Annotated in this window: 4 protein-coding genes and 1 pseudogene; all 5 read left to right on the forward strand. The window is 64.2% G+C overall.

Translation table 11 applies throughout. The annotated features are described in order from the left end of the window. Positions 1-9: 9 nt before the first annotated feature. Positions 10-1,074, forward strand: a pseudogene (locus tag IDT60_RS06055) (hypothetical protein); the annotation flags it as partial. Between the two features lie 98 nt (positions 1,075-1,172). Continuing rightward, positions 1,173-2,420: an IS256 family transposase gene (locus IDT60_RS06060; protein ID WP_191081774.1), complete on the forward strand. Its 1,248-nt coding sequence runs from the start codon at positions 1,173-1,175 to the stop codon at positions 2,418-2,420. 64 nt (positions 2,421-2,484) lie between these two features. Beyond that, entirely contained in the window at positions 2,485-7,557 is a 5,073-nt protein-coding gene (locus IDT60_RS06065; protein ID WP_223883903.1) for an Ig-like domain-containing protein, read from the forward strand. Between the two features lie 163 nt (positions 7,558-7,720). Beyond that, on the forward strand, positions 7,721-13,828 hold the full coding sequence (locus tag IDT60_RS06070) for an Ig-like domain-containing protein (RefSeq protein ID WP_191081267.1): 6,108 nt from the start codon (positions 7,721-7,723) through the stop codon (positions 13,826-13,828). A gap of 44 nt (positions 13,829-13,872) precedes the next feature. Continuing rightward, complete coding sequence (locus IDT60_RS06075; RefSeq protein ID WP_191081268.1) at positions 13,873-14,844, forward strand: MoxR family ATPase; 972 nt, start codon at positions 13,873-13,875, stop codon at positions 14,842-14,844. The last annotated feature ends 35 nt before the right edge of the window (positions 14,845-14,879 follow it).

The following is a 14,879-nucleotide window of genomic DNA, read 5'->3' on the forward strand; positions in this document are numbered from 1 at the left end:
AGTAAAGCTGTGACAAGTCTGCTGGGGAAGCTTGGTCTCAAGAAACGCCACAACAAACTGGTTACCGGTTCGGCTTTTGCCGCGGCTGGTGCTGTGTTGGTGGCCGGGGCGATCATCTATCCGGGGTTTAAGACCACTGAGGTGGAGTTGAACGACGGCGGTGTGTGGGTTGTCAGTAAGTCCAATAACGCGGTGGGGCGGTTAAATTATCCGTCGCGTGTTCTTGATGGTGCTGTGACGCCGGCGAGTACGACGTTCGATATTCTCCAGCATGCCGGGGATGTGTTTGTGGATGATGAGACGGGTTCGACGTTGAACCAGGTTTCTCCTGCGAACATGCGCCTGGGCGGGGACAAGCAGCTGCCGGGTTCTGCCGACGTCAGTTTTGGCACCGAAGTCATTTCCGTTACCGACGCCGCCAGGGGCAAGGTCTGGGCCCTCTCCCCGTCCACAGTAAACGGGTTCAATGAGGAATCCACGGAACCGGTGCTAGCCGCATCGCAGGGAACCGTCTCCGCGGTGGGGGCTGACGACCGGATTTACAGTGCCGATCCCAAAACCGGAGCAGTGACCGTCACCTCGGTCAGCGCGGACGGCCAGGCCACGTCCGACTCGAGCACCTGGGGTGAGTTGAAGGGTGCGGGGGATCTGCAGATCACGGTGGTGGGGGATGAGCCGGTGGTGTTGGATGCTGCGGCGGGGAACCTGTTCCTGCCGGGCGGGAAGCGTTTGCAGTTGGCTGAGGCGCGGGATGCGAAGTTGCAGCAGAACGGGCCGGCCGGTGATTTTGTGGCTATTGCGACGCAGAAGGCGTTGTTGAAGCAGCCGTTGGATGGTTCGACGGCGAAGACGGTGTCGTTTGACGGCGAGGGGGTGCCGGCTGCGCCGGTGCAGTTGGGCGGGTGTGTGCATGCGGCGTGGTCGGGGGCGAATAAGTATGTCCGTGATTGTGTGAATGATGCTGATGATAAGAATGTGGACGTGCCGAAGGCGAGTGCGTCGCCGTCGTATGTTTTCCGGGTGAACCGGGACCTGGTGGTCCTGAACGATGTGAACTCGGGGAATGTGTGGCTGGAGGGTGTTTCATTGAGTGTGTAAGGGTCCGGTCTCTAACTAGGGTGTGACCTGCGGTTTCGCCCCTGAAAGGACGGGCCCTCTTGGCCGAAATCAGTATGACCACCAACCCCCTTGAAGGCGTTTTGAGCGCCGATCAGATCGATGCCCTCGTCACGGCTGCGGAGGACCTCGGGGAGGGCCGCAACGGAGTTGAGGAACTGCTCTCCCGGATGACCCGTGCGGTCCTGGAACGGGCCCTGGAAACCGAGATGAGCGACCACCTCGGCTACGAGTCCGGGGACCCCGCAGGGCAGGGCACGGGCAACTCCCGCAACGGCAAGACCACCAAGAGCGTTCAGACCCTCCAGGGGCCGGTGCAGGTCACCGTGCCGCGGGACCGGAACAGTTCCTTCGAGCCGGTGATCGTGCCCAAGCGGGCCCGCCGGCTGGGCAAGGTCGAGGACATGATCCTGTCCCTCTACGCCCGCGGGATGAGCACCCGGGACATCGGCTCCCATCTCGATGAGATCTACGGGACCAAGGTCTCCGCGGCGACGATTTCGAGGGTGACCGACGTGATCGCCGATGAGGTCGCCCAGTGGCAGAACCGGCCGCTGGAATCGGTCTACCCGATCGTCTACATCGACGCGATCTGGCTGAAAATCCGGGACGGCGGCGTGGTGGTGAACAAGGCCTGCCACGTGGCCGTGGGCGTGGACGTGGAGGGCCGCAAGCAGGTCCTGGGCCTGTGGCTGGGCACCAGCGAAGGGGCGAAGTTCTGGGCCAACGTGCTCACCGAAATCCGCAACCGCGGAGCGACCGACATCCTGATCCTGTGCTGCGACGGGCTCACCGGGCTGCCGGCAGCGGTGAACAGCATCTACCCCCAGACCGTCGTGCAAACCTGCGTGGTGCACCTGCTGCGCTCGGCCATGAAATACGCCTCCTACGGCGCACGCAAAGCCATGGCCCGGGACATGCGCCCGATCTACACCGCACCGACCGTGCAGGCGGCCGAGCTGGCCATGGAGGCCTTCGCGGAGACCTGGCAGAGCACAGCTCCCGGGGCGGTATTGGCGTGGCGGAACGCGTGGGAGGACTTCACGCCGTTCCTGGCGTTCACCCCGGAGATCCGCAAAGTCATCTACACCACCAACCAGATTGAATCGATCAACTACCAACTGCGAAAAATCACCAAAACCAGGGGCTCATTTCCCTCCGACGAGGCCGCAATCAAGCTGGTCTACCTGGGGATCCGGAACATCGAGACCACCCGCGGCGGCGAGCTCGGAACCGGCACCCAAGGCTGGCACCAGGCCCTGAACGCTTTCGCCGTTCAATTCCCCAACCGACTTCCGATCTGACCACCCGGCAGACCGGATAACCGACCGGTCCCTTACACAGAAAACTTGACACCCCCTGTGGCTGGTGAACCAGAACATGCAGCTGGTGAACAACTGGGAGGACGTCATTCCGCCGAAGGAAACCTCCGATGACGCGGACAAGGATTCCGCCGACGAAGTCCAGCAGACCGTCCTGCCGGACCGCACCAAACCCAACAGTGCACCTGTGGCAAACCCGGATGCCTTCGGTGTCCGGGCAGGCAAGACGACCGTGCTCCCTGTCCTCGACAACGACACCGATCCCGACGGCGACATCCTGACAGTCCGGGCGGCCGCAGACCTGAAATCCGGCGCACTGTCGCCGATCTACGGTTCAACGGGTTTCCAGATCGCCGTGCCCGCCGACAAGTCCGGCAGCGAAACGTTCAAATACACCGTGGATGACGGCCGCGGGCTGTCTTCCACCGCGGACGTGGCCCTGACCATCTTGCCGCCGGGCGAGAACACTGCGCCCCGTCAGAAGCCGAACCGCAACACCACGCTCGTCCTGCAGGCCGGAAAGAGCGCCACCCAAAACATCCTCACCGACTGGATCGACCCCGACGGCGACGATCTCTTCGCCGTTGCCGCCACAAGCACGGATCCGCTGGACCAAGTCAGGATCCGGCCCGATGGCCAGCTGACCTTCCAGGACTCAGGCTCTGCCCCGGGACGTAAGGTCCTCTCGGTGACAGTATCCGACGGGCAGGCGACCTCCGAAGGCAAAATCACTGTGGACGTCCGCTCCCCGGGCGCCCTTCCGCCCATCGCCAACGCCGACCACGTGATCGCCGTCGCGGGAGCGGACACGGTGGTCACCCCACTGAAGAACGACTCCGACCCGCAAGGGGGCGTGCTGAGGCTGGCGCAAGCGACGGCAGACGCGCAGTCGTCGGCAACGCTGAATCCCGACCAACAGACATTTACGTTCAATTCCAACTCGGTGGGCGCGCATTACGTCTCGTACCTGGTGACCAACGGGCCCGCCAGCGCGCAGCAGCTGGTTCGGGTTGACGTTGTGGCAGGCGATTCCGAGGGCGCTCCGGTGGCGGTCCGTGACATCGCACTGCTGCCCACTGGCGGCGACGTCCTGGTGGATGTGCTGGGTAACGATGCCGACCCGTCGGGCGGGGTTTTGGTGGTGCAGTCTGTGACCGCGGACGCAGACCTTCCGGTCAGCGTGGCGGTTCTGGACCACTCGGTGGTCAGGATTACGGATGTCCGGGCCGAGGGCAAGCTGACTATCAAGTACACGATCTCCAATGGGCGCGCCTCCGCGACCGGCGAGATTTCGGTCCTGGTGGTCCCGGCACCCACCAAGCTCCAAGCGCCCCAGGCCAAACCGGACGAAGCCACTGTCCGGACCAACGATGTTGTCAGCATCCCCGTGCTGGCCAACGACACGGACCCGAACGGCCGAAAGCTCACCCTCCTGCCCGAACTGGCGCAGCAGCCGGACGCCGCCGACGGCCGAATGTTTGTCTCCGGCGATTATCTGCGGTTCATTGCGGGCGCTGAGCCCAAAACCGTCTACGCCATCTACAAAGTTCAGAACGAGTCCGGCCAGGTGGACTCCCAGCAGGTCACCATCCGCATCCAGGCCCGCGACGATGAACGAAACTCCCGTCCGGAGCCGAGGAACCTTACTGCCCGCGTAGTGGCGGGAATGATGGTGAAGATTCCCGTTCCGATGGACGGCATCGACGCCAACGGCGATTCAGTCCAGCTCCTGGGCATCGACAAAGCACCCGGCATGGGCACTGCTGTGGTCAGGGACGGCTATCTGGAGTTCACTGCCGCAGGCGACGGAGCCGGAACAGATTCTTTCACCTACCGGGTCCGGGACCGGATTGGCGCCGAAAACACAGGCACAGTGATCGTGGGCATCGCCCCGCCCGAACCCAACAACCAAAAGCCGATCGCCGTGGACGACGCCGTGGACATCAGGCCGGGCAGAAAAGTGGCCGTTGAGGCCCTCTCCAATGATTCAGACCCTGACGGTGATCCGTTGAGCCTGGTGACGAACGGTTTCGAGGCAAAACCTGAACTGCAGGTGGAGGTATCCGATGGCGCCAAGGTTCTTTTCACCGCGCCCGATGCCGCCGGCAACGAGAGCATCAGCTACCGGATCCAGGACGACAAAAAGGCGTCAGCCGGCGCTGTCATCCGGATCCGGGTCAGCCCTGACGCCGAGCTGAAGCGTCCCGTCGCCAAGGACGACCGCGTCACGGTATCGGAGACCCTTGGAAAAACGGCTGTTGACGTTCCGGTCCTGAAAAATGACTCGGACGCCGACGGTGTGGCGGCAGATCTCAAGATCAGCCTCCCGGACGGCAACCCAAATGCCCGTGATGGCGGCTCCGGGAACGTGGTGGTCACCCTGACTCCCCAGGACCAGCTGATTCCTTATAGCGTCACCGACATCGACGGACTCTCCTCAACGGCCCTCATGTGGATCCCGGGCCAGGGGGAGCAATACCCGACGCTCGCCAAGATCGAACCGGTCGAAGTGATGGCCGGCAAGGAGGTCATCCTTGACCTTGCCGAATACGTCCGGGTGCGCGATGGCCGGCGGCCGCGGGTTACCGTGGCGGATGCGGTCCGTGTTCAGGGTGCATCGTCCGAGGACGTCATCCAGTCCGACGGTTCGGCGCTGCGGTACGCTGCGCGGGCGGACTATGTCGGTCCCGGATCGGTGACCTTCGAAGTCACCGACGGTGCCGGACCCGACGATCCTGCCGGCCTGAAGTCAACCCTGGTAATCATGACCTCTGTGATTCCGGACCCCAACGCCAATCATCCGCCCACCTTCAGCGGCACGTCCGTGGACGTTCCGAAGGCTGAGAAGGCCTCCGTCGACCTGTCCGGGCTCGCCCGGGACGTGGACGAACAGGACAAAGGCAAGCTCACATTTGCGCTGGACGGGACCCTGCCTGCAGGCTTCACCGCCACGATCGAGGGTGCTGTGCTGACCGTAGGGGCGGACAGCTCACTGGGCATCGGGTTCACCGGGAACATCCCGGTGAAAGTCACTGACGGCCGCTCTCCGGCAGTCACGGCGTCCATGCTGGCCCGGCACGTTGCCTCCAACCGGCCCATGCCGGTGGCCAACGACGACGTGGTGGACAAAGCCAATGCGGGCAAACCGGAGACCATCAACGTCCTGGCCAATGACTTCAACCCCTTCCCGGACACGTCTCTCAAAATCGTGGCGGCCACTGTTGAAACCGGGTCAGCTTCCGGCCAGCCCGCCGCAGTGGGGGACTCCATAGCCGTGACCCCGGCAGTCGGCTTCAAGGGCGTTATGGTGGTCCGCTACACCGTGGCCGACAAAACCGGCGACCTGTCACGCCAGGTTGACGGCAGGCTCCGGCTGACCGTGCGGGATGCCCCCGATGCCCCGTCCGCCCCCAGTGCCACAGAGGTCCGCAGCCGGACCGCTGTGCTCAAATGGGCGCCGCCGTCGGACAATGGAGCCTCCATCACCGGCTACACGGTCCGCTCCAACAACGGCTTCGAGCAAGAGTGCGCCACCACTACCTGCACCTTGAACGGACTGACCAACGACGTGAAGTACGTCTTTACGGTTACCGCCACCAACGAGGTGGGGGATTCCCCTGCCTCCGCACAGTCCAACGAGATCCGGCCCGACGAAAAGCCGTCGCCGCCGGAAGCGCCGAGCGTCAAGGCCGGTGACAAAAACATGGTGATCAACTGGCCTGCCGCCAAATCCGAGGGCTCGGCCGTCAAGCACTACAACCTGGAGATCTCGCCGCCACCGGCGACCGGCATCGCCGTGAAAAACGACGTGGCAGGGCTGAACTACACCTGGACCGGGCTGACCAACGGCGTGAAATATAAGGTCCGGGCCCAGGCTGTCAACGAATTGGGTCCCTCCGACTGGGGAACGTACTCAGCAGAAGACAACCCCGCCGGTGTTCCGGCCGCGCCCGCCGCACCCAGCTCCGCAGTGACAGAATCCGTGGGCACACAGAACCAGCTCAAAGTGAGCTGGGCCGAACCCAACACCAACGGTGATCCCATCAGCAACTACTACGTCACCATGAGTGGCGGCGACGGTCCAGCCCAGACGCAGACCGTTGCCGGGACGGTACGGACGGCCAACTTCTCGGCCAACAACTCCGAGGCCGCTTACGCGTTCACCGTGCAGGCAGAAAACAAGGCAGGCAAAGGCGGGGTCAGCCCCGCCTCAGCACCACGCCGTGCCACTGGCAAACTGGGCCAGGTCTCGGGCGTCAGCTCCACTCCAGCCAACACCGGGGGCGCAGGAAGGTCGGTGACCGTTGACTTCCGGCGGCTCACTGCGGCCGAGCGCAACGGTTCCGCCGAAAACGAGGTCAGCTACAGCTACAACGCCAGCAACGGCACCAGCGGACCCATTGCTCCGGGACAGACCATTGCGGGGTTCGCCAACGGCGCCTCCGTCAGCATCACGGTGATCGCCAACTCGGCAGTAGCGCCAAGCTCGAACGCCAGCGCCCCTGCCTCCGCCACCCCGTACGGGTCACCTGGAACGCCTTCAGCGTCTGGCCAGGACGGTGCCATGAACCAGAAGTCCGTCACGCTGAACTGGTCATCGCCGTCTCCAAGTTCCTTCGACGTCGCCCGGACAAAGATCAATGTCGGCGGCCGCGGATGGGAAGACGTGGCTGCATCGGGCAGCAGGACCGTCAACACCAATGGCTACGAAGAGACCGTCACCATCCAAGTCCAGACCTTCAATTCCGTCGGGACCGGCGGCCCTGTCGCGGGTGCCAGCGCGAAATCCGGGCGAATCGGCCAGTGGACCACAACCCTGGTTCAGGACACCGGACTAGTCCGGACCTGCAGCTACACCCTGGGCGGGTCAAACTACCGGCCCAACCCCTACTTCGACTGCGACCGCGTCACGGGCGACAACCCGCCGTGGTTCTACGTCAGTACGCAGGACACCATCGTTGTGAAGTGTTACGTGGTGCAAAACGACAACTGGTCCGGCGGACCCGACCAGCCGTATTACCGTGTGGAGTCCGGTTCCTCCCGAAACGTGGGACGTTATGTAATTTCGGGGCACACCAAGCTTGGATGGCCTGGCGGGCCGGGGGTTCCGCATTGCTGAAGCCTATTCTGGGCAGCACCAAACGTGCCGCGGTGGGGGAGCGCTCCCCATCGCGGCCGCCATCCTGCTTCGGTAGGCTAGCGCGGGAACAGAGAGCCCTATACCGGGTCTTTGGACGGGCTGGCCTGGGGGCCGCCACAAATTTCAGGGGAAAAGAAACACTGTGACAACTCTGCTGGGGAAGCTTGGTCTCAAGAAACGCCACAACAAACTGGTTACCGGTTCGGCTTTTGCCGCGGCTGGTGCTGTGTTGGTGGCCGGGGCGATCATCTATCCGGGGTTCAAGACCACTGAGGTGGAGTTGAACGACGGCGGTGTGTGGGTTGTTAGTAAGTCCAATAACGCTGTGGGGCGGTTGAACTATCCGTCGCGTGTTCTTGATGGTGCGGTGACGCCGGCCAGTACGACGTTCGACATTCTTCAGAGTGCCGGGGATGTGTTTGTGGATGATGAGACGGGTTCGACGCTGAACCAGGTTTCTCCTGCGAACATGCGCCTGGGCGGGGACAAGCAGCTGCCGGGTTCTGCCGACGTCAGTTTTGGCGCCGGGGTGATTTCGGTGACCGATCCGGCGGCCGGGAAGGTCTGGGCCCTCTCGCCGTCGACTGTCAATGGGTTTGACCAGGAATCCTCTGAGCCGGTGATGGTGGGCTCTGAGGGCCTCGTGTCAGCGGTGGGTGCCGACGACAGGGTGTACTCGGCCGACCCGAAATCCGGTGTGGTCACGGTGACCACTGTGGATGCCAACGGCGAGGTGGTCAGCTCCGATTCGAGTACCTGGGGTGAGTTGAAGGGTGCGGGGGATCTGCAGATCACGGTGGTGGGGGATGAGCCGGTGGTGTTGGATGCTGCGGCGGGGAACCTGTTCCTGCCGGGCGGGAAGCGTTTGCAGTTGGCTGAGGCGCGGGATGCGAAGTTGCAGCAGAACGGGCCGGCCGGTGATTTTGTGGCTATTTCGACGCAGAAGGCGTTGTTGAAGCAGCCGTTGGATGGTTCGACGGCGAAGACGGTGTCGTTTGGCGGTGAGGGTGTCCCGGCTGCGCCGGTGCAGTTGGGCGGGTGTGTGCATGCGGCGTGGTCGGGGGCGAATAAGTATGTCCGTGATTGTGTGAATGATGCTGATTATAAGAATGTGGACGTGCCGAAGGCGAGTGCGTCGCCGTCGTATGTTTTCCGGGTGAACCGGGACCTGGTGGTCCTGAACGATGTGAACTCGGGGAATGTGTGGCTGGTGAACCAGAACATGCAGCTGGTGAACAACTGGGACGATGTTGTCCCGCCCAAAAACGAGTCCGATGAGCAGGACCAGGAATCGGCGGACAACAACACCATCAACGTCCTGCCGGACCGCACCAAACCCAACCGGCCGCCGGAGACAAAACCGGACGTTGTCGGCGTCCGTCCCGGACGCACCACCATCCTCAGTGTCCTGGACAACGATTCCGATCCCGACGGCGACGTCCTGACCGCCGCCGTCGGCGAATCCGGCCCTAAGACGGGAACGCTGCAGAGCATCTACGGTGGCACGGCCTTCCAGATCGCCGTCCCGGCAGACGCCCGGCCCGGCACCGAGACCTTCAACTACAACGCTGCTGACGGCCGGGGTCTTTCCGCCGGCGGCCAGGTCACGCTCAACATCGTGGGCGACGAGGAAAACCGGCCGCCCGTCTTCAAACGCGGCGGTGACCCCACCACCATGCTGGTGGAACAGGGCAAAACCGTCAGCCAGAACATCCTCACCGACTGGACCGATCCCGACGGCGACGACCTCGTCCTGATGGATGCCAAAGCCGACAACGACCAGGACCAGGTCAAGGTCCGCCGCGACGGACTGCTGACCTTCCAGGACTCCGGTGCAACGGCCGGGAAGAAGAACGTGGAAGTCACTATCTGGGATGGCCGCGCCTCGGTCACGGGAAAGGTTGTGATCAACGTCCAGCCGCCCGGTGCCCTGGCGCCGGTAGTCAACGCCGACCACGTCACGGCGGTGGTGGGCCAGGACCTGGTGATCGCACCCCTGAAGAACGACGTCGATCCCAACGGCGGTGCCCTCCGCCTGGCGCAGGTGGAGGCGAACGGACCGGCCGAGCTGGGTCCCGTCACCGACGGCGGAACCTTCACTTTCCGCAGCACCACTCCCGGTCCGGTCTACCTGACGTACATCGCCAGCAACGGACCGCAAAGCAGCCAGGGACTCATCCGCGTTGACGTTGAGTCCGGTAATGACTCCGGCGATCCCGTCGCGGTGCATGATGTTGCGCTGATGCCGACCGGCGGCAGCGTCCTCCTGGACCCGCTGGCGAATGACTCGGACCCGTCCGGCGGCGTGCTGGTGCTCCAGTCCGTGCAGCTCCCGGAGAACAACACCGCTTCCGTGAGCGTGATCGACCACGGCGTCCTGCGCATCACCGATGTCCTGGGCACCAAGGAACCTTTCCGCTTCGAATACACCATGTCCAACGGCAAAAAGTCAGCCACCGGCAGTGTCTCCGTGGTCCCGGTTCCGGCTCCCGCCGTCGTCGAAGCACCCCAGCCCAAACCGGACGAAGTGAACGTCCGCGTCAACGACGTCGTCACCATCCCGGTGCTGGAGAACGACACCCACCCCCAGGGCCAGGAACTGACCGTCGACCCGGTCCTGCCGCAGGCCGTGGACGAACTGGACGGCAAGAGCTTCGTCTCCGAAAATACGGTGCGGTTCATCGCCGGTGCCCAGCCGAAAACGGTGCGGGCCATCTACAACGCGGTGGACCCCCAGGGACAGAAGAGCGCCGCCGCAGTGACCATCCACATCCTTCCCCTGGAAGGCGCGGAGAACTCCCGTCCGCAGCCGCGTAACCTCACGGCCCGCGTGGTGGCCGCCGGCACCGTCCGGATCCCCGTCCCGCTTGACGGGATTGATCCCGACGGCGACTCCGTCCAGCTCACCGGCATCGACAGCACCCCCGCGATGGGTACCGCAACCGTAGGAAGCAACTTCATCGATTTCACGGCCGCCGGCGACGGCGCCGGAACAGACACTTTCCGCTACAAGGTGGTGGACAGGCAGGGAGCGGTCAACACCGGAACGGTGACCGTCGGGATCGCGCCCCGCGGCGAAACCAACCAGAACCCCACACCCGTCGATGACGAGGTGAAGGTCCGTCCGGGGCGGCAGATCGCCGTCGACGCCACGGGCAACGACACCGACCCTGACGGGGACCGCATCCGCATCCTCACGGAAGGGATCGAGGCTGACGCAGCCCTGCAGGCCACCGTCAGCAAGACCAGCGGACGCATCATCCTGCTGGCCCCCAACGCGGCAGGAACAGTCAACGTCCGCTACACGATCGCCGACGACCGGGGGGCCACCGCCCAGGCCGCCATCCGCGTGGTGGTGGACAACGAGGTTCCCCTCAAAGCCCCCATCGCCCGTGACGACCGTGTGACCTCCGCCCAGGCCATGGGCAAGACCGCCGTTGACGTGCCCGTCCTCAAGAACGACGAAGACCCGGACGGCGTGGGCGAGAACCTCAAGATCACCACCGAGGCCCTGACCGCGCGCCCCGGGACTGAAGGCAACATGATCGTGGAGCTCACCGAACAGCCGCAGCTGATCCCGTACTACGTCGAAGACGTGGACGGGCAGAAGTCCACGGCGATCATCTGGGTGCCCGGGCTGGGACAACAGGTTCCTACCCTGGCCAAGGACGAGGTGATCGAGGTCGTCTCCGGCCAGTCCATCGACGTGGACCTCAAGGAGTGGGTGAAGGTCCGCGAGGGACGCTCTCCCCGCCTGACCCAGACGGACCGGATCAAGCTCATTGGAGCTGACGGCAGCAACCCCGTCTCAGGCGACGGCACCGCCCTGAAGTACATGGCGGGAACGGACTACGTAGGCCCTGGCTCGCTGAGCTTCGAAGTCACTGACGGTACCGCCGTTGATGATCCGGCCGGGTTGAAGTCCACCCTCAGCATCCGCACCAAGGTGCTGCCCGATCCAAACCGGAACAACCCGCCCGAACTGCTCGGCGCCACCGTTGAGGTGCCGAAGGGTGAGTCCGCCGACACGGACCTGAGCCGGCTGACGTCCGATCCGGACCGTGACGACGTGGACACCATGAAGTACGAACTGGTGGGCGGCAGCCCGGCCAGCTTCAACGCCCGCATCGACGGAAAGGTCCTCAAGACCTCCGTGGACGGCGCAACCGCCACGGGTACCTCGGGTGCGGTGCAGGTCAAAGCTACGGATTCGCGTGGTCTGGAGGCAACCGCCACGTACCAGCTGGCCGTGATCGCCTCCAACCGGCCCAAGCCGGTGGCGAACGACGACCTTGAACCTAACGCTGCGGCGGGCAAGCCGCTCACCGTCAATGTGCTTGCCAACGACTCGAACCCGTTCCCGGAAACGCCGCTGAAGATCATTGCTGCGGCCACCGAAACCGGCAGCGGCAACGTTGAAGTATCCGGCGATTCGCTGACCGTGACGCCCGCCCCGGGATTCAGCGGGTCCCTGGTGGTTTCCTACACGGTGGCCGATAAAACCCAGGAAGGCTCACGGCAGGCCACCGCCCGGGTCCGGCTCACTGTCAAGGACAAGCCGCTGGCACCGAGCACTCCGCAGGCCCAGAGCGTGGGGGACCAGACGGCCCTTCTGACCTGGAGCGCGCCCGCCGACCGCGGGGCGCCCATCACCAAATACACGGTGTACGGCGCCGGCTTCAGGCAGGACTGCCCGGCCAACACCTGTACCCTCACCGGGCTGGTCAACAACACCAAGTACACGTTCGAGGTGACGGCCACCAACGAGTTCGGCGAGTCTGACCGCTCACCCGCCTCCGCGGAGGTCCGCCCTGACGTCAAACCGGACACGCCCCTGGCTCCCACCCTCAAGTTCGGTGACAAGCAGCTTGCCGTGAACTGGGTGGCACCGGCCAGCAAGGGCTCGCCGGTCAAGTCCTACGACCTTGAGATTTCGCCTCCGCCTGCCGGACAGAATGCCCAGATCCAGAACCTGACCGCTGTCAGCTACGTCTGGAAGGGACTCCAGAACGGCGTGTCCTACAAGGTGCGGGTCCTGGCCCGGAACGACGCCAAGGAACCGTCCGAGTGGAGTGCCTATTCGGCCGCTGAGGTGCCTGCCGGTGTGCCGGCCACGCCTGCGGCTCCCACGGCATCACAGGCTGCACAGCTTGGTTCCACGAGCCAGCTAAAGGTCAGCTGGACCGCGCCGAACAACAACGGCGACGCGATCTCCTCCTACACGCTCAACACCTTGCAGGGCGGGGCCGTGGTTGCCACGCAGCCGGTCACGTCGGGCACCACGCAGAACGTCACCGTGAACAACTCCGAGGCCAATTACACCTTCACCGTCTCCGCCACCAACAAGGCCGGAACGTCCGGGACCAGTGCTCCCTCCGCTGCCATCCGTGCAGCCGGCAAACCGGGTCAGGTGAGCGGCGGAACGGTAACCGCGACAGGCACCAGCGGTCAGTTGCGCGTAACGTTCACGCCGCTGACCCAGGCCCAGCGGAACGGTTCGACCGAAACTGAGATCCAGTATTCCTACAACGCGGATGGCCGCTCCGGCGGTATCCAGGCCGGCGGCGGTACCATCGGCGGCCTCACCAACGGCCGGGACATTACCGTCACGATCGTCGCCACGTCCACCAAGAACAACATTTCAGGCGACGCCCAACCCATAGGTACCGGTAACCCTTACGGTTCGCCCGGCGCGCCCAACGTGGACGGCAGAACGTCGGCCAAGGGTGATGGCGACGTGCACTGGACCTGGAATGACGCCGCCCCCAATGGCCGGCCACTGAGCCACTACGAAGTGAGCTATGAAGGTGGCGGCTGGATCAACGTCGGCAGGGTTAACCGCTACGATCGTGCTGCCGGTGGCTGGGACCAGCAGCGCAACCTAAAGGTCCGGGCAGTGACGGTGGACCCCGGTCCGGCAGGTTCCGCGAACTCACGCTCCGGTGCGGACCCGACGCCTCCGCCCCCAACATCGTGGAGCGTTACTGCACCCGTGCGCACCTGCACTGAACCGCGTTACGGCACCGACAGCTACCGCAACACGAATCCGGATCAGTGCCTCAGCCCTGGTATTTGGTTCAATTCCGGTGTTGTGGCCCAGACCGATGCCTACGTGGTCTGGTACAAGACCACGTCCAACCCCTCGGGCATTTGGTACCACCTGACTTCGGGCGGAGCGGCAGGAAACTATGCCCGCTGCGACACTGTTTCCCTTGGCTGCAACCCGCCAAACAACATGCCCAAACGGTAAGCCGGCCCCATGACATCCAGCACCATTAGAAAAGGAACATTTTCATGACGATGACCACCGAGCAGGCCGAATGGTTTGCAGGCACTTTCGAAAAGCTCGTTGCCAACGTGGGGCAGGCGGTGCTGGGTAAGGAACACGTCATCCGGCTGACCTTCACCGCCATGCTGGCTGAGGGACACGTGCTGTTCGAGGACGCGCCCGGCACGGGCAAGACCATGCTGGCCCGTGCCATGGCCGCCACCGTCCAAGGGTCCAACAACCGCATCCAGTTCACCCCCGACCTCCTGCCGTCGGACGTGACGGGTGTAACCATCTACGACCAGAAGACGCAGAAGTTCGAGTTCCACAAGGGCCCGATCTTCAACAACATCGTCCTCGCCGATGAGATCAACCGTGCCTCGCCCAAGACCCAGTCGGCGCTGCTGGAAGTCATGGAAGAGTCCCGTGTCACCGTGGACGGCGTAACCTACGAGGCCGGCCGGCCGTTCATGGTGATGGCCACCCAGAACCCCATTGAGCAGGCCGGTACCTACCGCCTGCCCGAGGCCCAGCTGGACCGCTTCCTGATCAAGACGTCCATCGGCTACCCGGACCACGCGTCCACAGTGCGGCTGCTGGGCGGCAACAACCTCAAGGACCGGTCGAAGGAACTCTCGGCGGTCATCACCACGCAGGCCGTGGCTGACATGGCTGACCTCGCGGCCACCGTTCACGTGGATACGGCCGTCCTGGAATACATCTCCCGGCTTTGCGAGGAGACCCGCAACGCCCCGGAGAGCCGGCTGGGCGTCTCCGTCCGCGGCGCCATCGCCATGGTGCGGGCAGCCAAGGTCTGGGCGGCGGGGCAGGGCCGCAACTTCGTCCTCCCGGACGACGTCAAGGACCTGGCCGCTGTGGTCTGGACCCACCGCTTTGTGATGGACCCTGAAGCGGAGTTCTCCGGAGCCACGGCCGAGGCGGTCCTGGCACGGGTGCTGTCCGACGTTGCGGCACCGCAGCAGCGCGCCGCCGTCTAACGCTCCCCGGAGCCCCAGACCAACCATCCTCCAGC

This window comes from Pseudarthrobacter sp. BIM B-2242 (assembly GCF_014764445.1).
Taxonomy (GTDB): Bacteria; Actinomycetota; Actinomycetes; order Actinomycetales; family Micrococcaceae; genus Arthrobacter; species Arthrobacter luteus_A.

Coding starts and splice junctions, on each gene's coding strand:
- IDT60_RS06060 (WP_191081774.1), top strand. CDS start 1,173: ATGACCACCAACCCCCTTGAAGGCGTTTTGAGCGCCGATCAGATCGAT.
- IDT60_RS06075 (WP_191081268.1), top strand. CDS start 13,873: ATGACGATGACCACCGAGCAGGCCGAATGGTTTGCAGGCACTTTCGAA.